Below are 24,205 nucleotides of genomic sequence, written 5' to 3' on the forward strand. Positions count from 1 at the left end.
ATGGCTTTGACCGCCCTCGTTCTCGACGTCCTGTCCAGGGTCTGGCCGTTCTTCCTGCTGGTCGGCGCGGGTCTGGCCCTGGCCCGCCTGCGTCTGCTGGACGGGCGGATGACCCAGGGCCTGTCGGCCTATGTCTACTGGATCGGCTTTCCAGCCCTGTTGCTCCACTCGTTGTCGCGCCTGGGCCGACCTGGCCATGATCTCCTCCTGGGCCTAGTCGCCTATGCCGGCGTCGGCCTCCTGCTGATGGCCGCGACCGTGGCGGCGGGCCGCCTGCTGGGCTGGAGCAAGGATGAGCGCGCCGGGGCCGGCATGGCGTCCGGTGTCGGCAATAGCGCTTTTCTGGCCCTGCCGGTCACCGCCGCCGTCCTGGGGGCCGAGGCCGCGCGGCTGGTCGCCGGCGTGGTGGCTGTCGACTTCGCGGTGCTGGCGACCGCCGGCGTGGGCCTGCTGGGTTGGGCGGCGGGCCGATCGGTCTGGCGATCGACGGTGCAGGCGTTCCGCAACCCGGTCGTGGCCGCAGCCTTTGCTGGCGTCGCCCTGGCCCTGCTGGACATCGCCCTGCCGGAGCCGCTGGACCGCGCCGTCGGCATGGCCGCCGCCTCGGGCAGCCCGGTCGGCCTGGTGGCGCTGGGCGCGGCCCTGGGCCTGCGCGAGACCGAGGGCGAGGCCGCGCCCTCCGGCGCGCCGGTCGTCCTGGCCGCCCTGGTCAAGCTGGTCGCCTTCCCGTTGCTGGTCTGGCTGGCCGTCGGCCTGACCCCGGCTCCGCCGCTCTTCCGCGCCGGGGCGACCCTGCTGGCGGCGGCGCCCACGGCGGTCAATGTCTTCATCCAGACCCGCGCCTATGGCGTCTGGCCGCGCGGGGCGGCGCGGATCGTGGCCCTGACCACGGCGGCGTCGGCCGTGACCCTGGCGGTGGCCGCTTTGCTGCTGACAGCCCGAGTCCGCTAGGGGCTCTAACGGGCAGGCTGAACCTTCGGGGCGAGCAGGTTTGAAGCCGGACCGCCGCCGATCTTGGCCTGGTCTCCCGCCTTCCAACCCGCGGGACAAGCGCCGAGACGATGGTAGCGGCGAGCCTGCACGACCGTGCCGATGTCGGCCTGCAGGGGCTGCAACGCGAAGCGGACGGTGAAGTCGCTGGCGCGGTCGCCCTTGGTCGACACGTAGAGGCCATAACGCTGGCCGTTCGCCTCGCAGCGTCCCGTATAGTCGGTCGGGGTGTCGGTCGCGGGCTTGCCGTACGGTTCGCAGGGCTGGCCGGCGATGCGGGGCTCGGCGCGGGAGAAGGCGGCGAAGATTTCCGGGTTGGCGCAGACCTCGACCGCGCCGGTCTGGCCGCCGGAGTCCTCGACGATCTCCACCCGCCAGAACGACGGCGGCGGGATGGCGGTCGACGGGGCCTGGGTCTGGTCGCAGGCGGTGAGCCCCATCAGCAGCGCCAGTCCGATCCAGTTACGCATCTCGCAAGCCCCAAAGACTACACGCGTAAATCAACTCGCAACCGGGTGCGCCGTCAAGCTTCGGGCACGAAAAAGGGGACGCCTTCCAGCGTCCCCTTCGTCATTCGAATGTCTCGGCGATCAGCCGGCCAGGATCGCCTTGACGGCGGCCAGGCCTTCGTTGGCCTTGCTGTCGTCGGGCGCGCCGCCTTGGGCGAAATCGGCCTTGCCGCCGGCGCCCTGGCCGCCCATGGCGATCACGGCGGCCTTGGCGAGGTCGGCGGCGCTGTACTTGCCAGTCAGGTCGGCGGTCACGGCCACGGTGACGGCGGCCTTGCCGTCGGACGTGCCGACCAGAGCCACGACGCCGCCGTTTGTCAGCTGCTTCTTGAACTCCTCGGCGACGCCGCGCAGCTCCTTGCCGCCGACGCCATCCAACACGCGGGCGATCAGGGCCACGCCATTGACGTTCTCAGGACCCGAGGCCGCGCCGCCACCGCCCAGGGCCAGTTGCTTCTTGGCGTCGGCCAGTTCCTTCTCGAGACGCTTGCGTTCGGCGATCAGGGCGTCGACGCGCGCGCCGACCTCAAGGACCGGGGTCTTGAACTGGTCGGCCAGCGCCTTGGCCACACCGGCCTGGTCCAGCAGGAAGCGACGCGCCGCCTCGCCGGTCAGGGCCTCGATGCGGCGCACGCCGGCGGCGACGCCTTGCTCCGAGACGATCTTGAACAGGGCGATGTCGCCAGTGCGCGCCACGTGGGTGCCGCCGCACAGTTCGACCGAATAGGCCTTGGCCTCATCGGCCAGCGACTTGCCAAGCGTGAGGACGCGGACGCTGTCGCCGTACTTCTCGCCGAACAGCGCCACGGCGCCGGCCTCGATAGCCTCTTGCGGGGCCATTTCCTTGGTCTCGGCCGGGACGTTCTGGCGGATGACTTCGTTGACCTCGGCCTCGATGCGGTCGAGCTCCTCGGCGGTCAGCGGACCGCCGTGGCTGAAGTCGAAGCGCATGCGCTCGCCATCGACCATCTGGCCCTTCTGGGCGACATGCGGGCCCAGCACATGGTGCAGGGCGGCGTGAACCAGGTGGGCGGCCGAGTGGTTGGAGCGCGTGGTGTGGCGGCGCTCGGCGTCGACCGAGACCACGACCTGGTCACCGACCTTCAGCTCGCCCGACAGCTCGACACGGTGGACGAACAGCTCGCCGGCCTGCTTCTGGGTGTCGATGACCCGGTTCTCGCGGCCGTTGGCTTCCAGCACGCCGGTGTCGCCGGCCTGGCCGCCGCTCTCGGCGTAGAAGCTGGTGCGGTCCAGCAGCACCTCGACGGTCGTACCGCCCGTGGCGCTTTCGACCTCGACGCCGTCGACCAGCAGCGCCTTCACGACGCCCGTGGTCTCAGTGTTTTCGTAGCCGACGAAGTCCGTCGCGCCGGCCTTTTCCTTGATCGCGAACCAGGCGGCCGCGCCGGCCTGCTGGCCCGAACCCGCCCAGTTGGCGCGCGCCATCTGGCGCTGCTTTTCCATGGCCGAGTCGAAGGCGTCGGTGTCGACGGTCAGGCCCTTGGCGCGGACAGCGTCCTGGGTCAGGTCCAGCGGGAAGCCATAGGTGTCATAGAGCTTGAAGGCGGTCTCGCCGTCCAGCACGCCGCCGGCGGTCAGGTTGGCGGTGGCCTCGTCCAGCAGGCCCATGCCGCGACCCAGGGTGACGCGGAAGCGCTCTTCTTCCTGGCGCAGGGTCTCGATGATCGAGGCCTCGGCGCGGCGCAGTTCCGGATAGGCCTGGCCCATCTCGGCCACCAGGGTCGGAGCCAGGCGGTGCATCAGGGGCTCCTGAGCGCCCAGCAGATAGGCATGGCGCATGGCGCGGCGCATGATCCGGCGCAGGACGTAGCCACGGCCTTCGTTCGACGGCGTGACGCCATCGGCCAGCAGGAACGAGGACGAGCGCAGGTGGTCGGCGATGACCCGGTGCGACGGCGCTTCCGCGCCTTCGGCCTTGACGCCCGTCAGTTCGACGCTGGCGGCGATCAGGCTCTTGAACAGGTCGACGTCGTAGTTGTTGTGCACGCCTTGCAGGACGGCCGCGACGCGTTCCAGGCCCATGCCCGTGTCGATCGAAGGCTTGGGCAGCGAGAGGCGCTCGCCGCCAGCCAGCTGCTCGAACTGCATGAACACGAGGTTCCAGATCTCGATGAAGCGGTCGCCATCCTCATCGGGGCTGCCCGGAGGGCCGCCGGGGATGCCTTCGCCGTGGTCGAAGAAGATCTCCGAGCACGGGCCACAGGGGCCGGTGTCGCCCATGGACCAGAAGTTGTCGCTGGTCGGGATGCGGATGATGCGATCGTCCGACAGGCCGGCGATCTTTTTCCACAGATCCGCCGCCTCGTCGTCGGTGTGATAGACCGTGACCAGCAGCTTCTCCTTCGGCAGCGCGAAGTCGCGGGTCAGCAGGGTCCAGGCGTGGTGGATCGCCTGTTCCTTGAAGTAGTCGCCGAACGAGAAGTTGCCCAGCATCTCGAAGAAGGTGTGGTGGCGGGCCGTGTAGCCGACATTGTCCAAGTCGTTGTGCTTGCCGCCGGCGCGGACGCACTTCTGCGAGCTGGCCGCGCGCGGATGGGCCGGCGTCTCGGCGCCGGTGAACACGTTCTTGAACGGCACCATGCCGGCATTGACGAACAGCAGGGTCGGATCGTTCTGCGGCACCAGCGGCGCCGACGGAACGACGGCGTGATCGGCCTTGCCGAAATAGTCGAGGAAGGTGCTGCGGATCTCGTTCAAGCTGGGCATGAGCGTCTCAAGTCTGGCGTACCGGTCCGGCAGGCGGCCGGGAGTCGGGCGCTGCATAGCGCGGTTTTTAGCGAAGGGGAAACCGACTCGAAGATGGGGGCTGTCGACACGGGAGAAAAGAGCCCGTTCGCGGGCTGGGAGGCGCACGACCTACCCCCTCCACCGTCGCTCCTGCCGCCCCCTCCCCAAGAGGAGGAGGAAAAGTAGAGGCGCCATTTCGGCCCATGACACATGGCCTCTTCAGGCGCTTCGCGCCAGTTCCCCCTGAGGGGCCTGATCAACGAAAATAGGCCGCCTGGCATGGGGTCCAGGCGGCCTGCAATCGCGGCCCCCGCGGCGGTCCGGCCGCGGGCGTGTTGAAGGCGGGGACGCCCGGGGTCGGGCGAGGGCCGCGAAACCTTGCGAGGAGACTATTCTTCCTCGCCATCCTCCGGGCCGCCGACCAGGAGCTCTTCCTCGATCTTTTGCGACGACTTGCGGACGGCCGCTTCGATGGAGGCGGCGACGTCGGGATTGGTCTTCAGGAACTCGCGGACATTGTCGCGGCCCTGGCCGATGCGCTGGCTGCCGTACGAGAACCACGAGCCGGCCTTGTCGATGATCCCGGCCTTGACGCCCAGGTCGATGACTTCGCCCAGCTTGGAGATGCCCTCGCCGTACATGATGTCGAACTCGACCTCGCGGAACGGCGGGGCCACCTTGTTCTTGACGACCTTGACGCGAACATTGTTGCCGATGATCTCGTCACGGACCTTCACCGAGCCGGTGCGGCGGATGTCCAGCCGCACCGAGGCGTAGAACTTCAGCGCGTTGCCGCCGGTGGTCGTTTCCGGGCTGCCATACATCACCCCGATCTTGTGGCGGATCTGGTTGATGAAGATGACGATGGTGTTGGCCTTGTTGATCGAGGCGGTCAGCTTGCGCAGCGCCTGGCTCATCAGACGGGCTTGCAGGCCCGGCAGGCTGTCGCCCATCTCGCCTTCGATTTCGGCCTTGGGCGTCAGGGCGGCGACCGAGTCGATCACGACGATGTCGACGGCGCCCGAACGCACCAGGGTGTCGGTGATCTCCAGGGCTTGTTCGCCGTTGTCGGGCTGCGAGACCAGCAGGTTGTCGAGATTGACGCCCAGCTTGAACGCATAGCCCGGATCCAGGGCGTGCTCGGCGTCGACGAAGGCGGCGGTGCCGCCGGCCTTCTGGACCTCGGCCACAACGTGCAAAGCCAGGGTCGTCTTGCCCGAGCTTTCCGGGCCATAGATCTCGATGATCCGGCCCTTGGGCAGGCCGCCGATGCCGAGCGCGATGTCCAGGCCGAGCGAGCCGGTGGAGACGGACTCCATCTCGACCTTGCCCTTTTCGCCCAGCTTCATCACCGAGCCCTTGCCGAACGCGCGGTCGATCTGGGCGAGAGCCGCCTCTAGCGCGCGTTGCTTGTCGCCTTCTTCTTTGCCCACGAGTTTCAAAGCCGCCTGACTAGCCATTGTTGTCCGCCCTCTATCCCATGATTCCGGTCGCCCGATCGGCGCTTCCCGCGCCGCGTCCCAACGACCTGTGGAACATGATGAAGTCGTACGCCCTTTGTTCCATGTTCGCAAGATGTTCCCGTCGCTTCCCGCGCCAGAAACGACCGTTTCTGTCGTAGGCCCGAACGCCGCACGGAAAGACACTGGAATTGGGCTCGTGCGGACGCCTCTGAAACGGCTCTTTAAGTCCCGCCGTGCAAGCTTCTAAGCATCTTGGGGGAACGCCGACTTGTCCATCGACCCGCGCCGCCTTCTGGGCCTGGCGTTCGCCAGCGCCGATCTTCTCGTCGAACTGCAGAACGGCCGCGTGCGCCTGGCGCTGGGAGCCGCGCAGAAGGTCATGGGCCAAGGCGAGGCCGCTCTGACCGGCAAGGTGTGGCCGCATCTCTTCCATGCCGATGACCAGCCGCTGATGGACGCCATGCTGAACTGCGCCGATGACGGCGTGCGCCGGGGTCCCGTCGTGCTTCGCCTGAGCGGTCCCGGAGACCGCCACGTCCGCGTGATCCTGCGCGCCCTGCCCGAAAACGACGGCCGGGTCTCGCTGGCCGTCACCGCCGCCCAGTCGGCCGGTCCGCCCCTGACCGCGGGTACGCTGCACCCGCGAGATTCGTTCGACGACATCGCCAAAGGCCTGTTCGAGGCCGCCCGCGTCACCGGCCTGGAACTGGAGCTCGCCATGGTCGAGTTCGCCGGTCTGGAGGCCATGCGGAACGACCTTCCCCCGGTAGAGGCGGCCGCCCTCGATGTGCGCGTCGCCAGCGCCGTCCGCGCCGAATCGCACGGCGGTTCCGCCGCCACTCAGCTGTCGCCCGATCGCTTCGCCCTGCTGCGCACCCGGGACGACCGCCCGGACAACATGATCAAGCGCCTGACCCGCATGGTCAGCGCCGAGGCCAGCGCCCATCTCGTGCCGCTGGAAGGCGGCAGTGGCTCGGCCCGCGCCTTGCGCGCTCTGCGGTACGCGCTCGACGACTTCCTGCGCGAGGGCCTGAAGAGCGCGCCGCCGCTCACGCTGTCCGAGGCGATGAACCGCTCCGTGAAGCGCACCCTGGCCCGCGCCGGCGCCCTGGGCGTGGCCGTCAGCCAGCGCCGTTTCACCCTTGCCTACCAACCGGTCGTGTCTTTGGCGACCGGCGCGACGCACCACCACGAGGTGCTGGTGCGCTTCGAGGACGGCGGCAGTCCGTTCGCCCTGATCCGCATGGCCGAGGAATTCGACCTGATCGAGGAACTGGACCACGCCATCGTCGAACAGGCGGTGAAGAAGCTGGCCAACGACCAGGAGCGCAAGCTGAAGCTGGCTGTGAACGTCTCGGGACGCACCATCGTCAGCGAGACCTTCGTCGACCATATCGGCCGTCTGCTGGCCAAGCACGACGAGGCCAAGGGCAGGCTGATCTTCGAGGTCACCGAGACGGCCGCGATCGACGACCTGCCGCGCGCCAACCGCCATATCCAGAGCCTGCGCGCCATGGGTTCGTTGGTCTGCCTGGACGACTTCGGCGCCGGCTCGTCGTCCTTCGCCTATCTGCAGCAGCTGTCCCTCGATATCGTCAAGATCGATGGCCGCTATGTCCGCGAGCTGGCCGACAACGGCCGCGACGGCGCCCTGGTGCGTCGCCTGGTCGATCTGTGCCGCGACCTCAACATCCGCACCGTGGCCGAAATGGTCGAGACCGTGGAGGTGGCCGATATCGTCCGCGCCGCCGGCGTCGACTTCGCCCAGGGCTGGCTCTACGGCAGACCCGCCGACAAGCCGAGCCCGGCCCTGCGCCCCAATCCGCCGATCGCCGCGATAGCCCGCCGGACGGGCGCGTCGGAGAGCTGGGGGTAAAATAGACTCTCCTCCCCCTTTATGGGGGAGGTGGCCCGAAGGGCCGGAGGGGGCGGCGCAGGCGCATCGCGGCGTCGCCCCATCCACCACTTCGTGGTCCCCCTTCCCCATAAAGGGGAAGGAGAATTCAGGACGTCAGGCCTTGCCGCCCTTGCTGACGATGTAGTCGTCGATCACGCGCTCCAGCGTGGTCAGCGGGGTCATGCCCGAGAGCAGGCCCGCGTCGTGGAACTCGCGGATGTCGAACTTCTTGCCCAGCGCCTTCTGGGCCTTGGCGCGGGCGCGCAGCCAGACGATCTTGCCGATCATGTAGCTGCAGGCCTGGCCCGGCCACACGACGTAGCGTTCGATCTCGGTGATCGAGCCGCTTTCCTCGTCGCCCATGGTCTCGGCCATGTACTTCACGGCCTGCTCGCGGCTCCACTTCTTGTAGTGCATGCCGGTGTCGACCACGAGGCGCACGGCGCGGAACAGGGCGTCGTGCAGCATGCCGATGTGGCCGCGCGGGTCGGTCTTGTAGATGCCCATCTCGACGGCCAGTTGCTCGGAATAGAGCGCCCAGCCCTCGGTGTAGCCCGAGAAACCGATGATCTTGCGGATCATGGGCAGGCCCTTGGCCTCGTTCGAAATCGACAGCTGCAGGTGGTGGCCCGGGACGCCCTCGTGCACCGTCAGGGTGGTCAGGGTGTACTTGGCCTGCTCCTTGGTGTCGCGCAGGTTGATCCAGTAGATGCCCGGACGCTTGCCGTCGAGCGACGGCGAATTGTAGTAGCCGCCCGGCGCGCCGGCCTCGATGGCCTTGGGCACGCGGCGGATCTCCAGCGGCGCCTTGGGCAGGGCGCCGAAATAGGCCGGCAGCTGCTTCTGGATCCAGGCGGCCTTGTCGTTCAGGTCCTTGATCAGCTGTTCCTTGGCCGCGTCGGTGTTCGGATAAATGTCCTCGCCCAGCTTGGCCAGGCGCTCGCCGACCGTGCCCTTGGTCATGCCGATGCTCTTGAAGAGCTTGTCGGCCTCGGCGTTGATCGACTTCACCAGGTCCAGGCCCAGCTGGTGGATCTCGTCCGGCTTCAGGTCCGAGGTCGTATAGTTCTTCAGCGACACGGCGTAGTAGTCGCCGCCGTCCTTCAGGCGCCATACGCCGGCGTCGTGGGTGGCCTTGCTACGGACGCCTTCGAGCAAGGCGATCTGGCGCTTCAGGGCCGGCAGGACCGAGCCTTCATAGATCCGCGAAGCCTCGGCGGCCCAGTCGCCGGCGATCTTCTTGTCTTTCGTCCGGCGGGCGATCGACTTGACCAGCGGCGCTTCGGCCGTTGGAGTGTCGGCGAAGGCCTTCATCTGGACCAGGGTCTTGTCGATGATGAAGTCCGGCGGAATCACGCCGTCGGCGAAGTCCTGTTTCGCGATCGCGCTCTCCTGATCCATCAGGCGGGCGAAGCCCTCCATGCGCGACAGATAGGCGTCGGCGTCGGCCTTGGTCTCGATGCTGTGCTGGGTGTCCAGGAAGTCCGGCATCTGCTGGTAGCTGCCGGTCAGCTGGCTGAGCACGTAGGGCGCGCCCGAACCGCCGCCGCCGTAGCTGAACTTCTTGTTGCCCTCGTCCTGCACCGACAGCACGAACTCGACGGTGTCATAGTTGGCGGCGTCCATGCCCTTCAGAGCGCGGCGGTCGATGCTACGCAGGGCGGCCAGTTGCTCGGTGGTCTGGGCCGCGCCAGCCTTGATGGCGGCGAACGAGCGGTCGCTGAGCAGACCCTTGGTCCAGGCCAGCTCGCCGCTGTCGAGGCCCAGGCCGGTCGCCGTCTCGGGCGACTGGCGCAGCTGCTTGGCCATGATCTCGTCGAACAGGGCGTTGAGTTTGGCGACCTCGCCTTCACGCGCAAAGGCCAGGGACGGCACGCCGCCAGTGGCGGCGAAACCCGCAGCGGCGGTGGCGAACATCATGTGACGACGATTGAGCAAGGCTTTTCCTCCCCCGGACCTGATTTGAGGGCGAAGGCGTAAGCCCCTGCCCGAGTTTGGCGAAATTAATTCCGCGTCATGCGGTCGATTGCAATCGCCAAGCTCACGCCAGGGTCACGAACAGCTCGTTCTCGATCACCCACTGGCCGGTGACCTTCTTCCAGGTGGCCAGGTAGGTCCCCGACTGCTCGGGCGCGTCTTTCCACTGGCCCACCCAGCGGCCGCGCTCGGCGGCGCGGGTCCCCTCGGCGTTCAGGGTGATCGCCTCGGTCGTGCGGACATAGGCCCCGAAGCCCTTATCGGCGAACTGGCTGGCGAAGGCGGCCAGCACGTCCTCGGCGCCCAGCAGCAGGGAGCCGTCGCCCGCGATCAGGGTGATGCGCGGATCGAAGAATGGCCTCAGGCGCGCGGCGTCCTTGGCCGCGATCAGCTTGTTGGTCAGCTTGCGGCGGGCGGCGATGGCGTCTTCCGGCGTGGTCATGGTCTTCCCTACTCTGCGCGCCGGTGTAGCTTGCTCACTGTTCGACGCAAACTAAGAGACGCGATGCCCGCCCCGACCCTGACCACCGCCCGCCTGACCCTGGCGCCCCCGACGCTGACTGACTTCGAGGACAGCCGCGACATGTGGGCCGATCCGGTGGTGGTCCGCCACGTCGGCGCTAGGCCGTTCACCGAAGAGGAGACCTGGACGCGGCTGATGCGGGCCCGGGGCCTGTGGGAAGTGCTCGGCTTCGGCTACTGGGCGGTGCGCGAGACCTCGACAGGCCGCTATGTCGGCGAGGTAGGCTTCGCCGACCTGCGCCGCGATATCCAGCCCAGCCTGTACGGCCTGCCGGAGATGGGTTGGGTGCTGGCGGCATGGTCACACGGCCACGGCTTCGGGACCGAGGCGGTCCGCGCGGGTCTGGCCTGGATCGACGAGACCCTCGCCCCGCCGGTCGTGCCCTGCATCATCGACCCCGAAAACACCGCCTCCCTGGCCCTGGCCGCCAAGGTCGGCTTCACGCTGAAGACCCACACCACCTTCAAGGGTTCGCCAATCATGGTGCTGGAGCGCCGCCGGTAAGGCTGCGCCATGCTGGGCATACTTCTCGCTCTCGCTTGCGCAACCTTCGCGGCCTGGATCGGTGCATACGACAGCTACATCGCCTGGAAACGAGGCTATGTGCGGCTTGGCCGCTCGCGGGCTCGCAAGCTATATCGCGCCGACAATCCTCGCATGTTTCGTATCAACGTGATCGGCAACGCCCTGGTCGGACTTCTCGGAGTTTCTGGGATCGTCTTGATAATCACGGGAATGATCTAGACCTCGGAAAGCCCCAGACTTCGCGTGACGCTCTTCATCGAAGCGCCGCGCGGAACGACGGCCCAGTCCTTCGGCGCCGAGGCCCGCACGGCCACGACCGCGCCCTTGGGGCAGACGTCCAGGCAGTCGACCTCGATCACGGCAGCGCAGGCTTTGCGGCCCTTGCCCTTCGCGCCGATGGCCTGGCGCAAGGCCTTGGCCAGCTTCTGGTCGCCATCCTCGCCGAAGCCGCCATCCAGCTTCTTCGAACACTTTCGGCACACCAGCACGACTTCGCTCCAGTCGGCCTTCACGCGCTTGATTGGCTTCTCGCTCATGGACCTAAGATGGGCAGTCGCCGCATCCAGTGCTAGGACGACGCCATGGCTCGCAAACTCATCGCCAAAGTTGTCAAGGATCCTACCGCCGAGGCCGATCGCGCCTGGTTCGAGGCCAACCCTGAGCGCCTGTTCCGCCTGCGCGATCCGGCACCGGTCGAGTTCAAGGACCCGTTGGGCGATCCCGGCGAGGGCTTCTCCTGGCGCGTGCTGATCGCCCGCCTGCCCGACGGCGGTCGCCTGCGCCTGCCGGTCTCGCTGTCGTGGGAGCTGCACAACGATCACGCCAAGGACCAGCACCTGAAGATCCTGTTCGAGCAGGTCGCCCCGGCCGAGGCCAAGGCGCGGTTGGGCTGATCCCGGCCATGCGCGGGGCCCGCACGATCCTCCTGTGGGCCTTGGTCCTGGCGCTGGGCGCCTTCGCGCTGCAGTGGCTGGAATACCGGTTCGTGACCCGCGCCTTCTCCTGGCAGATCTATGTCGGACTGATCGGCGCGGCCTTCGCGGCCGGCGGAGTCTGGGTCGGCTTCAAGCTGGCGGCCCGCGCCCGCCCAGAGACTTTCCAGCGCAACGACGCCGCCCTCGCCGCCCTGGGCCTGACCGGCCAGGAGGTGAGGGTTCTGGAGCGCCTGGCCGCCGGCCGTTCCAACAAGGAGATCGCCCGCGACCTCGGCCTCTCGCCCAACACCGTCAAGACCCACGTCGCCAACCTCTACGCCAAGCTGGAGGTCGGTCGCCGCACCCAGGCGATCGGCAAGGCGCGCGAGCTGGCCCTGATACCTTGACCCTCCGCCGATAGGGCGAAACTGTTGAACTCACCCGTTTGGGCGATACCGCTTTGGCCAAAAGAGCGGGCAGCCTCGGGACGCGTCGCAGGGGGCGGCGCGGAGGAGGAGTTCCATGCAACGCACCATCGTGACCTACGGGCTGATCTCGGGCGTCATCATCATCCTGGGCATGATCGCCACCATCGTCTTCTCGGCCCAGCACAGCCTGTGGCTGGGCTATCTGATCATGCTGGTCGGGCTTTCCGCGATCCTGCTGGCGATCAAGTCGCATCGCGACAAGGTGCTGGGCGGTGTGATCAAGTTCTGGCCGGCTTTCCTAATCGGCCTGGGCGTCGCCGTGGTCGCCGGAATCGCCTATGTCGCCATCTGGGAGGCCTATCTGGCCATAACCCACTACCGCTTCATGGACGAGTACACGGCCAGCATCCTGGCCTCGAAGAAGGCCGAGGGACTCTCCGGCGCGGCCTACGCCAAGCTCGCCGCCGAAATGGCCGAGATGAAGAAGAGCTACGCCAACCCGCTCTACCGGATGCCGATGACCTTCATCGAGATCTTCCCGGTGGGCCTGCTGGTCGCCCTGGTCAGCGCCGCCCTGGTCCGCAATCCGCGTTTCCTGCCGGCCAAGGCCTAGAGCCTCGTCACCCGCACCGCCATCCACGGCCGGCCGGGCAGCGCCACGGTCGGCCGATCGGGGTCGTGGAGGAAGTAGGCGTCCTTCTTGCCCATGACGAAGACGCCCTCGGCCGGTGTCACGGTCATGTTCCAGGTGTCGAGCACCTCGACCTGGAAACGCTCGCCGCCCTTCAGCTCGTCCTTGGGCAGGGCCACGGCCCATTCCGTCGGCGCGGCCTCGCCGAAATAGCGCAGGTAGTACGACCCGGCCTTGCCGCCCAGGTGCTGGTCCCACCACTTGTCGATCGGCTCCAGGCCTGGCGCCGGACACGCTTCCATCACGCTTCTCAGGAAAGCCAGGCGTGGCGTGCTCTCGCCGTGCAGCTTTCCGCCCTTGGCGGTCCAGCCGTCGTCACCCTTGTAGATCTCTCCGTGGCCGACATAGGTCCCGGCGACCAGCCCGTGCCAGAAGCGCTCGACCATCCCCTCGGGCTTGAGGTCGCCCCATCGCTTGTCGATGTCGCCCTCGTAGCGGACCTCCTCGTAGATCACCGGCTTCTTCCAGACGCTGCGCAGGATCTCGGCCCGCGTGTCGTCCAACACCGCCGCGCCGTTCTGGATGCTGGCGTGGGAGATCCACGACCGGCCGTTGTCGTAGAACTCCCGCCAGTTGTGGATCGAGCACAGGCGGCCGTATGGGTCCTCGGCCTTGATCAGCTGGCCGAGGCGCTCGAAGTCGGCGACCGACTTGGCCTTCACCAGGTCCCACTCGTTGGCCAGCGACCACCAGACGTTCGAGAAGCTGGCGAACCGGGCGACCATGTAGCGGACATAACGGTCGTCGCGCGCCGGAGTCATGGCGTGCCAGCCGGTCTTCTCGTCATAGGGATGGAACAGGATCAGGTCGGCCTGGACGCCCTGCTCGCCCAGCCGCTGGACGCGGTCCTCGAGGCGGCGGAAATAGGCGGGGTTCAGACGGTCGTAGTCCCAACCCTCCCCGACTTTTTCAAACGGATAGATCGGCTCGCCCGGCACGTTCGGGAAGACGCACATGCGCATCTTGTTGAACGGAGAGGCCTTCAGCGTGGCCAGGGTCTGGTCGCAGAGGGCGTCGCTCTGCTGGGCCCAGGCATAGGCCGTGGTGCCGACCTGCCGGTAGGGCGTCCCATCGGCATGGGCGAAGTGGTAGCCACCCGTCACGCGCAGCGGGCCATGCTCGCCGGGGCGCGGCGCGACGGCGGTGACCGTTCCGGCCTGGCCGTTCAGCGCCTTGACCACGCTCGTCGTCCGCCAGCGCCAGACGCCCTCGCTCGGCGGGCTGAAGCGCACGCGCCACGTCCCGTCGCCGTCGTAGAAGCCCCTCGCCTTCAGCGTGGTCTTGCCGTCGGTTAAGGCTGCGGTCAGCGCGACGTCGAACGGATTGCCGGGAACGGGCGCCTTCAGGGCGATCTCGTGCACGCCCCATCGCGGGACGGCGGAACCCCGCGCCAAGGCCGGCGCGGCGATGAAGGCCAGGCCCAGGCCCGTGGCGGCCCGGCGGGTCAGAAGCGGAGAACGCATGGCCACAGTAGCGAGGCCATGCCTGGATTCTGCAAGCCTTAAGCCGCCTGCAGCTGCTGCTTGACCCGCTCGGCCAGGGTCTTGATGTCGATCGGCTTGGGCAGGAAGGTCACGCCCGTCTCGCCTTCCAGCAGGTCGCTGAACTCGGCCTCGGCATAGCCGGAGATGAACATCACCGGCGCATTGCCCAGATAGCCGCGCGCCTTCTTGAGCAAGGTCGGGCCATCGATGCCGGGCATGATCACGTCGGAGATCAGTAGGTCAATCGTACCGGCGTGCTCCTCGGCGATCAGCAGGGCCTCCTCGCCGTCGGCGGCTTCCAGCACCTCGTAGCCACGGGCGCGCAGCAGGCGGGCGGCTACGCTGCGGACAGCGTCTTCGTCCTCGACGAACAGGATGCGGCCGGCGCCGGACAGGTCGCGCGCGGCGCGCGGCTTGACCGGCTCCGCAGCGGCCTGGGCGGCAATAACGCCGGCCGGGGCGTCGTAGATCGGCAGGAAGATGCGGAAGGCCGCGCCTTCGCCCGGACGGCTGTGGACGTGGATCCAGCCGTCGCTCTGCTTGACGATGCCATAGACCGTGGCCAGGCCCAGGCCCGTGCCCTCGCCCACCGGCTTGGTGGTGAAGAACGGGTCGAAGATCTTGCCCATCACGTCGGGCGGGATCCCCGGACCGTCGTCGGACACCTCGATGAAGGCGACGTCGCTCTCGGCGGCCGGGAAGCCCAGGCCGATGGCTTCGTCGCGGGTCAGGCGGGCGGTACGGATGCGCACGATGCCGCCGCCCTTGGCCGCGCGAACGGCGTCGCGGGCGTTGACGGCCAGGTTCATGACCGCCGTCTCGAGCTGGCTCTTGTCGGCGCGCACCTTCGGCAGGTCACGGCCGTAGTCGGTGATCAGCTTGACGTCTTCGCGCAGCAGGCGGCGCAGCAGGACCTCGAACTCCGAGATCAGCTCGCCCAGGTCCAGCACCTCGCGCTGAACGGTCTGCTTGCGCGAGAAGGCCAGCAGCTTGCGGACCAGGTCGGCGGCGCGCACGCCGGTCTGACGGATTTCGTTCAGGCCCTCGTAGGAGGGGTCGCCGACGGGGTGACGGTGCAGCAGTTCGTCCAGGCGCAGCTGGATGGCGGTCAGCAGGTTGTTGAAGTCGTGGGCGACGCCGCCGGCCAGCTGACCGATGGCCTGCATCTTCTGCGACTGAGCCAGCTGAAGCTCCATCTGCTTCTGCTCGGATACGTCGATCATGTAGGCGACGACGCGGCCCTCGGCGCGGTAGAGATAGAGATGGGCGATGCGGGTCTGGTCGCGGGCCAGGCGCACCTCGAAGGGGCCGGCCTTGCCCTCGTTCAGGCGGGTCTCGGCCTCGGCGCGCGTGGTCGCGTCGATCAGGTCGCCGAACACCATGCCGGCCTTGCCGCCAGTCATGGTCGTCAGGGCCGGATTGACCTCCAGCACTCTCGACTTGAAGGGCTCCAGCCCCTCCAGCAGCGCCGCGCCGAACGGGGAGGCGCCCGCGAAGGCGTCCAGGGTGGTGGGCGGCGGGGCGACGCGCTCGGCGACCGGCGCGGCCTCCAGGGTCTCAACGGCACGCTGCGGCTCGACGATAGGCGTCAGGCGGATCAGCAGGCGACCGCCGGCCAGGCGCGAGACGTTGGCGGTGTGGTCCACGCCGCTGGCGCGCAGCACGCCCTGCGCCATCTCGCCCTTGCGGGCCTGGACCAGGGCGGCGAACAGGCTGGAGCCGGCCACGCCCTTGGGCAGGCGCCGCTGGTCGCCCATCACCTCGCGCCAGGACAGGTTGGCGGCGAGCAGGCGACCGTCCGGCGCGGCCAGGGCCGCAGGCTCGCTCAAGGCGTCGATGAAGTCCTCTGCCTGGTCGACATCACCGCCCGACACGGCCGAGCCGCGGATAGCCACCAGCCCGAGGATCGCCACGCCGGCGACACCCAGAAGCAGCAGCAAGCCGGCCAGGGTCACCGGTCCGGCTTTCAGCGCCGGCGCCACGGCGAAGGCGGCCGCGCCCACGAAAAATACCGCCGCGCCCGCCAGCCACGGATCGAAGCGCCGGCGCGGCGCGCCAGTCGAAGCTTTGTCCTGAAGCTGGAAATCGGCCATGGGCGGGGTTGTTACCTTTGTTACGGCAAAGCCGCGACTCACCTGTAATCGGAGAAACAATAGCCTTTCCCGAGCGGTAGGTCAGTTTTCTGGAAATTGAGTGTTAGAGAGGACGCGCGCGCTGCCCGGCGCCGCCCCCAGCCCGTGTCTGGGGCTTCTTGCCGTTCATGATGAAGCTGATGACCTTGGCGACGGCTTCGAAGTGTTCGACCGGGATTTCCTGGTCGATTTCGACGCTGGCGTAGAGAGCGCGGGCCAGGGGCGGATCCTCCAGCACCGGCACGCCGTGCTCCTCGGCCAGGGCGCGGATCTTCAGGGCCAGCTCGTCGACGCCCTTGGCCACGCACATCGGCGCGGGCGTCTCGCCGGCCTCGTACTTCAGCGCGACGGCGTAGTGGGTCGGGTTCATGACGACCACGGTCGCCTTGGGCACGGCCTGCATCATCCGCTGGCGCGAGCGCTGCATCTGGATCTGACGGCGCTTGCCCTTGATGTGCGGGTCGCCGTCCGACTGCTTGAACTCGTCCTTGACCTCCTGAAGGGTCATGCGCATGCGGTTCATGAACCGGATCCGCTGCCAGAAGTAGTCGAAGGCGGCGGTGGCGACCAGGAAGATGATCACCATGATCAGCAGCTTCTTGGACAGCTTCAGCGCCTCGGGAATCAGCAGCGATACGTCCATGCCGACCAGGTTGCGCACCTCGCCGACATTGGGCTTCAGCACCATCCAGGCGATGAAGGCCGTGACGCCGATCTTCAGGACCGACTTGGCGAACTGCACCATCCCGTCCATGCCGAAGATCCGCCCCAGGCCCTTCATCACGTCCAGCTTGCTGAAATCGGGCTTGAGCTTGTCCGGCGTCAGCATGAAGCCGGTCTGCGAGACGTTGGCGATCACGCCCAGGGTGGCGGTGACGATCATCACCAGCAGCAGCGGCGGCATGGCGGCCATCACCGCCTGCTTCATGATCAGCACGGCCCCGCCGCTGGAGATCTCGATGGTGCCGGCGTGGGCGATGAACGGATAGAGCGCGCTCATCAGGTCGCGCGTCAACCAGCCGCCGGCGATCAGGATCACCGAGACCGCGCCGGCCAGCGAGGCCAGCTGCGGGATATCCGCCGACTTGACGACGTCGCCCTTGGCGCGGGCGTCCGATAGCTTCTTGGCTGACGGTTCTTCTGTTTTCGACTCGGGATCTGAATCTTCCGCCATGCCGCGCCCCTAGTTGAACACGGCGAGAAGTTCGCGGTAGCGGTCGGTCCAGACCATGGCGATGCCGCCCAGCGACAGCGCCAGCAGGGACAGGCCCAGGATCACGCTGAGCGGCGAGGTCACGAAGAAGATCTGGAAGGCGGGCATGACCCGGCCGACCAGGCCCGTGGCCAGGTTGAAGACCAGCGAGAACACGATCACCGGCGCGGCCAACTGGATGCCCAGCGAGAACGACTGCGCCACCGTCCGCACCGCCAGGGTGACCGCGTCGTTGATCGGCACGGCGCGGGTGAACGGGAAGATCGTGTACGACTTGACGATCGCGCCGATGAACAGGTGATGCAGGCCCGTGGCCATGATCAGGGTCAGGCCCATCATCGACAGGAAGCTGGCCACCGCCGTGCTGGAGCCCTGCATCGAGGGGTTCACGCTCTGGGCGAAGGACAGGGTGGTCTGCATCGAGATGATTTCACCGGCCGTGGTCAGCGAGCTCATGAACAGCCGCAGCACCGAGCCGATCATCAGGCCGATCAGGATCTCGTGGATCACCCCGCCGACCAGGCCGCCCAGGGTGTTCGGGATCGGCGGCACGGTGTTCTGCACCAGCGGCCCCAGCAGCAGGGCCATCAGCAGGGCGAAGGCCAGGCGCACGCGCGGCGGCACCGACTGCTCGCCGATGCCCGGCATGGTCATGACCATGGCCCCGACCCGCGCGAAGACGAGGCCGGCGACATAGACCTGGAACGCCGTGGCGAAGGAGTTCACCTTAAGGCCCCTGCCCTTCCGCTACATGCCTGCGATGCGGGCGGCGATCTGGCGCATGAAGCCGCTCATCAGCGCGCCCATCATCGGCAGGAAGATCAGCAGCGACACAAAGATGGCGACGATCTTTGGGGCGTAGACCAGGGTCTGTTCCTGGATCTGGGTCAGAGCCTGGAACAGGCCAATGGCGACGCCGATCACCAGGCCGACGATCAGGCACGGGGCGCACAGCTGAAGCGTCAGCCAGATCGCGTCCCGGCCGACATCAAGAACCTCTGCGCCCGTCATGCGAAGCCTCGTGGGAATCGGCCCTACTGGCCGCGTTGTTTCGAGGCCCGAAGATGGGCGAAATATGGTTAACAGGGCGTTAGGGGTTGTGGTCTGGGCGGCGGGGAAACCGGGAGCGCGACGGTGGGTCGCGGGCTATCCGAAGATGATGCGGCTGCCCACGACCGTGCGGAAGACCTGGTCGGGCATCTGGGCGATAGCGGGGGCGATGAAGGCCTCGCCCGTACAGTGCCCGGGCAGGATGAAGTCCGGCTTCAGCGCCTGCATCATCGCTAAGGTCTGGAGCGCTTGCTGCGGCGTCTGAGGTGGCACGAGATGAAAGCCGCCGATAATCGCATGGATCTTGTCGATCCCTGAGGAGGCCTGCGCGGCCCGTACGGTGTTGATGATGCCCCGGTGGCTGCACGAGCCGATCACCACCAAGCCCCTGCCCTTGAGATGGAAGGCTGTTCCTAGTTCATGGACGGCGTCGTCGACGAAGAAGTCGAGATCGCGCCGGTCGGCATCGAGTTCGGCGCGGCGGCAACCCTGGCCGGGCAGCATGGCCGTCGGCACCTTCGGCCGTTCAGACGAGACGAACGGGATCCGGCCGGTCGTGAAGCCGATGCCGGCGACGTCTTGTGGCGTGGACGTAACGCGCAGGTCGATGCCCGCCGCGATCAGGTCAGCCTTTTCCAATTGTCCAAAGCTAGGCCCGTCTGGCGAGACCCCGCGCAACCGGCCGCAGAAAGCTTCCTCGCCGCCGACATAGAGCGGCGTGCCGCGCTTGACACGCCCGACTAGGGCGGCGAGCCCGCCAAAGTGATCGTAGTGGCCGTGGCTGAGCACCATGGCGTCGATCGTCACGGGGTCGACGCCCAGGAGAGCCATATTGGAAGCGAGCGCTTCGGGCGTGTAGCCGAAATCGATCAGCGCCCGATGGCGCGCACCGGCATTGACCGCGTCGGCCAGGACCGAATAGCCCCACTCGCCGCGCAGGGTGAGCTTATAGGATGAGGCCGCGCGCTCGGGCGGCAGGATCTTCATTCCCGGACGCTCGACCGACGTCGCGAAGCTGGAGACCGTGCTGTCGGCGAGCAGCGTGAGGGCCAGGCGATCGATCTCGGGAACGACGATCGGCGCGGTCGCGCCTGACTGAGGCGCGACCATGGCCAGACTCGAGGCCAAAATCATTCGACGCGTTAGCATGACGGGCCCTCCAGACGGAAAGCCTATCGCGTGGATCGGCTCAACCGCTAGGGGCAATCCGCTTCCGGTCGCTGATGCAACCTCGGAGCGGAGAAAGTTGACGCTTAGGACCTTAGCGAATGCGAATCCGCACCGGCACCTGGATGTACGACCCCGCGCGGCTCTTGCCGTCCGGGCCCAGCAGGTCGACCTGGGTTTGCGAGATCATCGACAGGGCGGCTTGGCCGACGCCGAGGTCGTTCGGGCTCTCTTCTTGCACCGTGCAGGCGGTCAGGTAGCCGTCCTGCTTGACCATGCAGTTCAGTAGGGCGACGGCGACGCGCGGCTCGGACACGGGGGTCAGCAGGTTCGACGGAGCCTTGGCTTGGGCCGGGGTGGCGACGACGGCGGCGGCGAGAGCGAGCAGAGCAATCACGAGTTCATCCCTTACTTATCTTTGTTGGCCGGCCTTCCGCCGCCCCTTCTCCCGCTTTGGGAGTGTTCCGTTTCGGATCAGGCGGCCTGGGCCTGCTTCAGGCGTTGCAGGCCTTGTGCCGCCAGGTCCGTGAGCGAGCGCAAACCCAGCTCTGAAAAGACGTCGAAGGCGCTGGCCAGGGCCGCGCCGGCGCGGGCCAGGCGAGCATCGTCGCGGCCGGTGATCTCGACCCGGGCTTCGTAGAGACGGGCCAGGTTCATCTGGGCGACGGCCCAGCTGGCCGGATCGCGACCGCCAGGCGCGGCGGCCAATTCGGACTTGAAGGCCAGTTCGGCGGCGTCCAGCACCGCGAGATCCGCGGTCAGCTCGGCGCAGCGCGCCAGGCACAGGGCGCGGTTGTTGGCGACCACGGCGCGCAGGGCCAGGGCCGGCTGGGCCTTCAGCACCTGGGTGGCGCGGTCATAGGCCGAGACGGCTTGCTCGAAGGCGCGCTCGCTGGTCGAGGCCTCGCCCAAAGCCTGGAGCCCCGCGCCCATCGCGGCGCCGGCGCGGGCCCAGTCCATCGGGCTGTGCTCGATCGACAGCACGTCGACGGCGGCGAAGTGGGCCTCGACACCCTTGGTGATGTGGGTCAGCTCGCCGTCCAGCTCGCCCAGCAGGACGAGCGCCTGGCCGCGCAGGCCTTCCAGGCGGGCCCACGCCAGGGGTTCGAAGTCGGAGTCGAGCACGCCGGCGGCCGTCTTGGCTTCGGCGGCGGCCAGCTCGGCCAGGGCGCGGTCCTTCAGACGCTCGGCGCAGGCCAGGATCAGTTCGAGACGCGCGGCGCGCTGGTCGGCCAGCAGCAGACGAGCGGGACCGCCCTTCACGCGCTTGGCCGCAGCCAAGGCGCGCAGCGGCGCTTCATAGGCCTGAACCGCGGCCAGGGCGCGGTCAACATTGTTGTCGGCCAGGGCGGCGCGGCCTTCCAGACCAGCGGCCAGGGCGTTGCACAGCGGCGTTCGCCGATCGGCCGGCGTGCGGGCCAGGGTGGCCGAAGCGGCGGCGATCAGGCCCTCGTCTCCGAACAGGTCGGCGCCGAGGATGGCCAGTACGGCTTGCTCACAGCGCGCGCCGGCCAGCGCGTCGTGGCGGCGCTCGGCCTCGAAGATCTTCACGGCGGCCTCGGCCTGGGCCGCGCCCTTGCGCAGCGCCGTGGCGTCGCCGCTGCGGCGGGCCAGTTCGCGCCAGACGACGGCGGCCTCCAGGAGACGCGCGCCCCGGTCCTTGGCGCCGATGCGGCCGGCGACCACGTCCGCCGAACGCGCTTCGTTGTTCAGCAGGCGCAGATCCAGCAGCTCGAGCAGCGAGGTGTCGCCGCCGGTCAAGCCTTCACGCCAGGCTCCCTTGGAGTCTGCGTCCACACCAAACAACCGCTTTAGATCCCGCCCGAACTCGAACATCGCCTTGCGCACTCCGCCTACGGATCGTCCCACGCCGGGACAGCCCGACAGAGGTTCAACGCACAATCAGCAAAACCGGAGCCAACGACTTTAACAAGTGGTTAACAGGTGTTTACGACACGTTAACCATAAATATTTCCTATATTTTTACACCTTGTTTCGAATTCCGACCAATTTGGTTGACCATGTAGTGAATTGGCACACTTCTTGCTTTGCCGAATACAAGCTGGACCGCGGAAAGACGCGCGTTGTTAGAACTTCGTTCATTGAACTGAAAATGACGTTAACCCTAAGATTTAAGCCCTGGTTTACCTTTCGTTCACGGGCGCCCTCCCCTTCTCGCGGCGAAGCAGGCTAGAACGCGGCCAGGAACGATTTCTCCGGAGCCCGCCCATGGTCGCCGTCACTCTCTGGATCGCCAGTCTCTGCCGCGCCGAACCGGGCTATGGCGGCTGGTCGTATGTGCGGCGGCTGGACGGCGAGAGTGGCCCAGAGGCGATCAAGGGCGCGGCCGGCGGCGAGCGGCGCACAAGCGCCGCGAAGATGAGCCTGACGGCCCTGACCGAGGCGCTGCAGAGCCCGTCGGACCTGCCCAAGGACACGCCGATGACCCTGCGCTTCGCCGATCCGGATCTCGCCGGACAGTTGGTGGCGTCGGATGGCGCCTACGCCACGGCGGAGCCCGAAGCCTGGGCCGCCGCGCGCGCCGCGCTCGCGGCCCGTCCTGTTCTGGAACTAATCCCCGCGTCGCCCTCCGCGCCAGCGAACGGCTTCCTCAACGCCTGGGCCGAGTTCGGGCTGGATACGGCCAAGTCGCGCGGCAGCTTCAAGGCCGCGATCCCGAAACCGAACCTGCTGAAGTTCCCGGGCTAGGCGGGCCGACCGCCCACGATCAGGTCCGCCGTCGCCGGATTGCAGGCGAACGGGATGTTCGCCAGGGTCGCCATACGGATCAGCGCCTTGACGTCGACGTCGTGCGGCTGCGGCGACAGCGGGTCGACGAAGAAGATCAGCACGTCCAGGCGTCCCTCTGCGATCATCGCCCCGAGCTGCTGATCGCCGCCCAGAGGACCGCTCTTCAGCCGCACCAGATCAAGATGCGGCAGCGCGTCCAGGATCCGTCCGCCGGTCGTGCCGGTGGCGAACAGCGCCTTGCCCTTCAGATAGGTTTCATGCGCGACAGCCCAATCGACCAGGGCGGCCTTCTTGTCGTCGTGGGCCACCAGACCGATGGCGAGGGGAGCGGGCATGGCGCGATTCCCGAGAGGCTAGGGCCGCACTCATTTCGCGCCGGCGCGCCGATGGCAAGCATCGCTCTGCTCGCGGCTTGAGCATGGCGCGCTTTTGCGCCGGCCGCCTCTTGCGCGCGCCGCCGGAGCGGTTCGTCCTGAGCGCGTCGGGAAATGGGGAGAATGATCATGACCAAGCGGATGTCTGGCGAGCCGGCGCTGGGGCGCCGAACCTTTCTGCGGAGCGCGGCCTTCCTGGCCGCCGCGGCGCCGATCCTGACCGAGGCTCAGCTGGCCAGGGCCGCCGCCCAGACCAGCGCGCCGCCGTCCGGCATGGCTCTGCACGGCCAGAGCCCCAATGCGCCGCCGCCCAGCATGACGCTGATCAACGCCAACGAAAACCCGCTGGGTCCCAGCAAGGCGGCGTGCGACGCGATCGCCCGCGTCGCCCCCTTGGGCGGCCGTTATGACCTGAACGGCGAGACAGACCTGCTGGCGCGAACGTTCGCCGCCCAGAACGGCCTCAAGCTCGAGAACGTCGCCGTGTATGCCGGCTCGTCAGAGCCCCTGCACTACAGCGTTCTGGCCTTCACCTCGCCGACGAAGAGCTTCGTCACGGCCGATCCGTCCTACGAGGCGGGGATGTACGCGGCCAAGACCAGCCAGGCCAAGGTCGTGAAGGTTCCCCTGACCGCAGACTGCGCCCACGACGTCAAGGCCATGGTCAAGGCCGACGCCCAGGCCGGCGTCATCTATATCTGCAACCCGAACAACCCAACCGGCACGCTGACCACCAAGCAGGACATCGTCTGGGCGCTGGAGAACAAGCCGGCGGGTTCGATCTTGCTGGTCGACGAGGCCTATATCCACCTCACCGACGCCCAGGACACCCTGGACCTGGTGGCCGCCGGCAAGGACCTGATCGTCCTGCGGACCTTCTCGAAGATCTACGGCATGGCCGGCATCCGCTGCGGCTTTGCCGTCGCCCGTCCGAACCTGCTGGCCAAGCTGGCCCCGTTCGGCCAGAACGCCATGCCGATCACCGGCTCGGCCGCCGCCCGCGCCTCGCTGGAGGACGCCAGCCTGGTCCCGACGCGTCGCAAGATCATCGGCGACACCCGCCGCGACACCCTAGCCTGGCTGAAAGCCAACAATTACAAGGTCATCGGCGATCCTCAGACCAACTGCTTCATGATCGACACCGGCCGCAACGGCAAGGCCGTGTTCGCGGCGATGAAGGCCAAGAACGTCCTGATCGGCCGCACCTGGCCCATCTGGCCCAACGCCGTCCGTGTCTCCGTCGGCACGCCCGAGGAGATGGCCAAGTTCAAGGTCGCCTTCAAGGAGGTCATGGACGCCAAGCCCATGGCGCTGGGCGACCACGTTCAGCACGCCGAAATGGACTACTACGCCACCCTTTAGGGCGGCG

Annotated in this window: 24 protein-coding genes; 9 read left to right on the forward strand and 15 right to left on the reverse strand. The window is 67.6% G+C overall.

The window, feature by feature from the left end; genetic code table 11:
* A complete protein-coding gene (locus CSW62_RS18205) occupies nt 1-951 on the forward strand; it encodes an AEC family transporter (RefSeq protein WP_099580220.1) in 951 nt (316 codons plus the stop codon).
* A 5-nt stretch (nt 952-956) separates the two neighbouring features.
* Here the strand turns inward: CSW62_RS18205 and CSW62_RS18210 are convergent, their stop codons facing one another.
* From CSW62_RS18210 to recA, 3 genes are all read right to left on the reverse strand, one after another.
* On the reverse strand, nt 957-1,460 hold the full coding sequence (locus tag CSW62_RS18210; RefSeq protein ID WP_099580222.1) for a hypothetical protein: 504 nt from the start codon (nt 1,458-1,460) through the stop codon (nt 957-959).
* A 120-nt stretch (nt 1,461-1,580) separates the two neighbouring features.
* A complete protein-coding gene (alaS, locus tag CSW62_RS18215; RefSeq protein WP_099580224.1) occupies nt 1,581-4,226 on the reverse strand; it encodes an alanine--tRNA ligase in 2,646 nt (881 codons plus the stop codon).
* Nucleotides 4,227-4,636: 410 nt separating this feature from the next.
* Nucleotides 4,637-5,707, reverse strand: coding sequence for a recombinase RecA (gene recA, locus CSW62_RS18220; RefSeq protein ID WP_099580226.1), 1,071 nt, complete (start codon nt 5,705-5,707; stop codon nt 4,637-4,639).
* Between the two features lie 271 nt (nt 5,708-5,978).
* Here recA and CSW62_RS18225 point away from each other — a divergent pair, with 271 nt between their 5' ends.
* On the forward strand, nt 5,979-7,586 hold the full coding sequence (locus tag CSW62_RS18225; protein ID WP_099580229.1) for an EAL domain-containing protein: 1,608 nt from the start codon (nt 5,979-5,981) through the stop codon (nt 7,584-7,586).
* A 135-nt stretch (nt 7,587-7,721) separates the two neighbouring features.
* On the opposite strand, the gene CSW62_RS18230 is transcribed toward CSW62_RS18225, so the two are convergent.
* Both CSW62_RS18230 and CSW62_RS18235 read right to left on the reverse strand, forming a co-directional pair.
* Complete coding sequence (locus CSW62_RS18230; protein ID WP_099580231.1) at nt 7,722-9,545, reverse strand: DUF885 family protein; 1,824 nt, start codon at nt 9,543-9,545, stop codon at nt 7,722-7,724.
* 103 nt (nt 9,546-9,648) lie between these two features.
* The gene (locus tag CSW62_RS18235) at nt 9,649-10,026 is read right to left on the reverse strand and encodes a nuclear transport factor 2 family protein (protein ID WP_099580234.1); all 378 of its coding nucleotides are present in this window, start codon (nt 10,024-10,026) and stop codon (nt 9,649-9,651) included.
* Nucleotides 10,027-10,089: 63 nt separating this feature from the next.
* Between CSW62_RS18235 and CSW62_RS18240 the strand changes: the two genes are divergently transcribed.
* On the forward strand, nt 10,090-10,611 hold the full coding sequence (locus CSW62_RS18240; protein ID WP_099580236.1) for a GNAT family N-acetyltransferase: 522 nt from the start codon (nt 10,090-10,092) through the stop codon (nt 10,609-10,611).
* A gap of 9 nt (nt 10,612-10,620) precedes the next feature.
* Nucleotides 10,621-10,851, forward strand: a complete 231-nt coding sequence (locus CSW62_RS18245) for a hypothetical protein (RefSeq protein ID WP_099580237.1) — start codon at nt 10,621-10,623, stop codon at nt 10,849-10,851.
* Here CSW62_RS18245 and CSW62_RS18250 read toward each other — a convergent pair.
* Nucleotides 10,848-11,168 carry a (2Fe-2S) ferredoxin domain-containing protein gene (locus tag CSW62_RS18250; RefSeq protein ID WP_199170635.1) on the reverse strand — a complete coding sequence of 107 codons (321 nt, stop codon included), beginning with the start codon at nt 11,166-11,168 and terminating at the stop codon, nt 10,848-10,850. The genes CSW62_RS18245 and CSW62_RS18250 overlap by 4 nt on opposite strands.
* 45 nt (nt 11,169-11,213) lie before the next feature.
* Between CSW62_RS18250 and CSW62_RS18255 the strand changes: the two genes are divergently transcribed.
* The 3 genes from CSW62_RS18255 (at nt 11,214) to CSW62_RS18265 (ending at nt 12,587) form a co-directional block, all read left to right on the forward strand.
* Complete coding sequence (locus CSW62_RS18255; RefSeq protein WP_099580239.1) at nt 11,214-11,525, forward strand: hypothetical protein; 312 nt, start codon at nt 11,214-11,216, stop codon at nt 11,523-11,525.
* Nucleotides 11,526-11,533: 8 nt separating this feature from the next.
* Nucleotides 11,534-11,953, forward strand: coding sequence for a response regulator transcription factor (locus tag CSW62_RS18260; RefSeq protein WP_099580241.1), 420 nt, complete (start codon nt 11,534-11,536; stop codon nt 11,951-11,953).
* 115 nt (nt 11,954-12,068) lie between these two features.
* A complete protein-coding gene (locus CSW62_RS18265; RefSeq protein ID WP_099580243.1) occupies nt 12,069-12,587 on the forward strand; it encodes a DUF4199 domain-containing protein in 519 nt (172 codons plus the stop codon).
* Here CSW62_RS18265 and CSW62_RS18270 read toward each other — a convergent pair.
* From CSW62_RS18270 to CSW62_RS18305, 8 genes are all read right to left on the reverse strand, one after another.
* Nucleotides 12,584-14,128 carry a DUF5605 domain-containing protein gene (locus tag CSW62_RS18270; protein ID WP_099582352.1) on the reverse strand — a complete coding sequence of 515 codons (1,545 nt, stop codon included), beginning with the start codon at nt 14,126-14,128 and terminating at the stop codon, nt 12,584-12,586. The two genes, CSW62_RS18265 and CSW62_RS18270, sit on opposite strands and share 4 nt — an antisense overlap.
* A 38-nt stretch (nt 14,129-14,166) precedes the next feature.
* The gene (gene cckA / locus CSW62_RS18275; protein ID WP_099580245.1) at nt 14,167-16,242 is read right to left on the reverse strand and encodes a cell cycle histidine kinase CckA; all 2,076 of its coding nucleotides are present in this window, start codon (nt 16,240-16,242) and stop codon (nt 14,167-14,169) included.
* A 103-nt stretch (nt 16,243-16,345) separates the two neighbouring features.
* Nucleotides 16,346-17,455: a flagellar biosynthesis protein FlhB gene (flhB, locus tag CSW62_RS18280; RefSeq protein WP_099580247.1), complete on the reverse strand. Its 1,110-nt coding sequence runs from the start codon at nt 17,453-17,455 to the stop codon at nt 16,346-16,348.
* A gap of 9 nt (nt 17,456-17,464) precedes the next feature.
* Nucleotides 17,465-18,220, reverse strand: a complete 756-nt coding sequence (fliR, locus tag CSW62_RS18285) for a flagellar biosynthetic protein FliR (protein WP_099580249.1) — start codon at nt 18,218-18,220, stop codon at nt 17,465-17,467.
* 21 nt (nt 18,221-18,241) lie between these two features.
* Nucleotides 18,242-18,505: a flagellar biosynthesis protein FliQ gene (gene fliQ, locus CSW62_RS18290; RefSeq protein WP_099580251.1), complete on the reverse strand. Its 264-nt coding sequence runs from the start codon at nt 18,503-18,505 to the stop codon at nt 18,242-18,244.
* 135 nt (nt 18,506-18,640) lie between these two features.
* Nucleotides 18,641-19,654 (reverse strand): MBL fold metallo-hydrolase, encoded by a 1,014-nt coding sequence (locus tag CSW62_RS18295; RefSeq protein ID WP_199170636.1) that lies wholly within the window; start codon nt 19,652-19,654, stop codon nt 18,641-18,643.
* A gap of 151 nt (nt 19,655-19,805) precedes the next feature.
* Nucleotides 19,806-20,108 carry an energy transducer TonB gene (locus CSW62_RS18300; protein ID WP_099580255.1) on the reverse strand — a complete coding sequence of 101 codons (303 nt, stop codon included), beginning with the start codon at nt 20,106-20,108 and terminating at the stop codon, nt 19,806-19,808.
* A gap of 77 nt (nt 20,109-20,185) precedes the next feature.
* Entirely contained in the window at nt 20,186-21,559 is a 1,374-nt protein-coding gene (locus CSW62_RS18305; protein WP_099580257.1) for a hypothetical protein, read from the reverse strand.
* A 381-nt stretch (nt 21,560-21,940) separates the two neighbouring features.
* Here CSW62_RS18305 and CSW62_RS18310 point away from each other — a divergent pair, with 381 nt between their 5' ends.
* Nucleotides 21,941-22,420: a ribonuclease H gene (locus tag CSW62_RS18310; protein WP_099580259.1), complete on the forward strand. Its 480-nt coding sequence runs from the start codon at nt 21,941-21,943 to the stop codon at nt 22,418-22,420.
* On the opposite strand, the gene CSW62_RS18315 is transcribed toward CSW62_RS18310, so the two are convergent.
* The gene (locus tag CSW62_RS18315) at nt 22,417-22,797 is read right to left on the reverse strand and encodes a methylglyoxal synthase (RefSeq protein ID WP_099580261.1); all 381 of its coding nucleotides are present in this window, start codon (nt 22,795-22,797) and stop codon (nt 22,417-22,419) included. The genes CSW62_RS18310 and CSW62_RS18315 overlap by 4 nt on opposite strands.
* A gap of 168 nt (nt 22,798-22,965) precedes the next feature.
* Between CSW62_RS18315 and CSW62_RS18320 the strand changes: the two genes are divergently transcribed.
* Nucleotides 22,966-24,198: a pyridoxal phosphate-dependent aminotransferase gene (locus CSW62_RS18320; RefSeq protein WP_099582353.1), complete on the forward strand. Its 1,233-nt coding sequence runs from the start codon at nt 22,966-22,968 to the stop codon at nt 24,196-24,198.
* Nucleotides 24,199-24,205 lie beyond the last annotated feature (7 nt).

The sequence above is a fragment of the Caulobacter sp. FWC2 genome (assembly GCF_002742625.1).
GTDB lineage: Bacteria > Pseudomonadota > Alphaproteobacteria > Caulobacterales > Caulobacteraceae > Caulobacter.

What these genes read in the sequence shown, in the direction of transcription:
- CSW62_RS18205 (WP_099580220.1), top strand. Translation starts at nt 1, where the DNA reads ATGGCTTTGACCGCCCTCGTTCTCGACGTCCTGTCCAGGGTCTGGCCG.
- CSW62_RS18210 (WP_099580222.1), bottom strand. Translation starts at nt 1,460, where the DNA reads ATGCGTAACTGGATCGGACTGGCGCTGCTGATGGGGCTCACCGCCTGC.
- alaS (WP_099580224.1), bottom strand. Translation starts at nt 4,226, where the DNA reads ATGCCCAGCTTGAACGAGATCCGCAGCACCTTCCTCGACTATTTCGGC.
- recA (WP_099580226.1), bottom strand. Translation starts at nt 5,707, where the DNA reads ATGGCTAGTCAGGCGGCTTTGAAACTCGTGGGCAAAGAAGAAGGCGAC.
- CSW62_RS18235 (WP_099580234.1), bottom strand. Translation starts at nt 10,026, where the DNA reads ATGACCACGCCGGAAGACGCCATCGCCGCCCGCCGCAAGCTGACCAAC.
- CSW62_RS18240 (WP_099580236.1), top strand. Translation starts at nt 10,090, where the DNA reads ATGCCCGCCCCGACCCTGACCACCGCCCGCCTGACCCTGGCGCCCCCG.
- CSW62_RS18245 (WP_099580237.1), top strand. Translation starts at nt 10,621, where the DNA reads ATGCTGGGCATACTTCTCGCTCTCGCTTGCGCAACCTTCGCGGCCTGG.
- CSW62_RS18250 (WP_199170635.1), bottom strand. Translation starts at nt 11,168, where the DNA reads ATGAGCGAGAAGCCAATCAAGCGCGTGAAGGCCGACTGGAGCGAAGTC.
- CSW62_RS18255 (WP_099580239.1), top strand. Translation starts at nt 11,214, where the DNA reads ATGGCTCGCAAACTCATCGCCAAAGTTGTCAAGGATCCTACCGCCGAG.
- CSW62_RS18260 (WP_099580241.1), top strand. Translation starts at nt 11,534, where the DNA reads ATGCGCGGGGCCCGCACGATCCTCCTGTGGGCCTTGGTCCTGGCGCTG.
- CSW62_RS18265 (WP_099580243.1), top strand. Translation starts at nt 12,069, where the DNA reads ATGCAACGCACCATCGTGACCTACGGGCTGATCTCGGGCGTCATCATC.
- CSW62_RS18270 (WP_099582352.1), bottom strand. Translation starts at nt 14,128, where the DNA reads ATGCGTTCTCCGCTTCTGACCCGCCGGGCCGCCACGGGCCTGGGCCTG.
- cckA (WP_099580245.1), bottom strand. Translation starts at nt 16,242, where the DNA reads ATGGCCGATTTCCAGCTTCAGGACAAAGCTTCGACTGGCGCGCCGCGC.
- flhB (WP_099580247.1), bottom strand. Translation starts at nt 17,455, where the DNA reads ATGGCGGAAGATTCAGATCCCGAGTCGAAAACAGAAGAACCGTCAGCC.
- fliQ (WP_099580251.1), bottom strand. Translation starts at nt 18,505, where the DNA reads ATGACGGGCGCAGAGGTTCTTGATGTCGGCCGGGACGCGATCTGGCTG.
- CSW62_RS18295 (WP_199170636.1), bottom strand. Translation starts at nt 19,654, where the DNA reads ATGGTCGCGCCTCAGTCAGGCGCGACCGCGCCGATCGTCGTTCCCGAG.
- CSW62_RS18310 (WP_099580259.1), top strand. Translation starts at nt 21,941, where the DNA reads ATGGTCGCCGTCACTCTCTGGATCGCCAGTCTCTGCCGCGCCGAACCG.
- CSW62_RS18315 (WP_099580261.1), bottom strand. Translation starts at nt 22,797, where the DNA reads ATGCCCGCTCCCCTCGCCATCGGTCTGGTGGCCCACGACGACAAGAAG.
- CSW62_RS18320 (WP_099582353.1), top strand. Translation starts at nt 22,966, where the DNA reads ATGACCAAGCGGATGTCTGGCGAGCCGGCGCTGGGGCGCCGAACCTTT.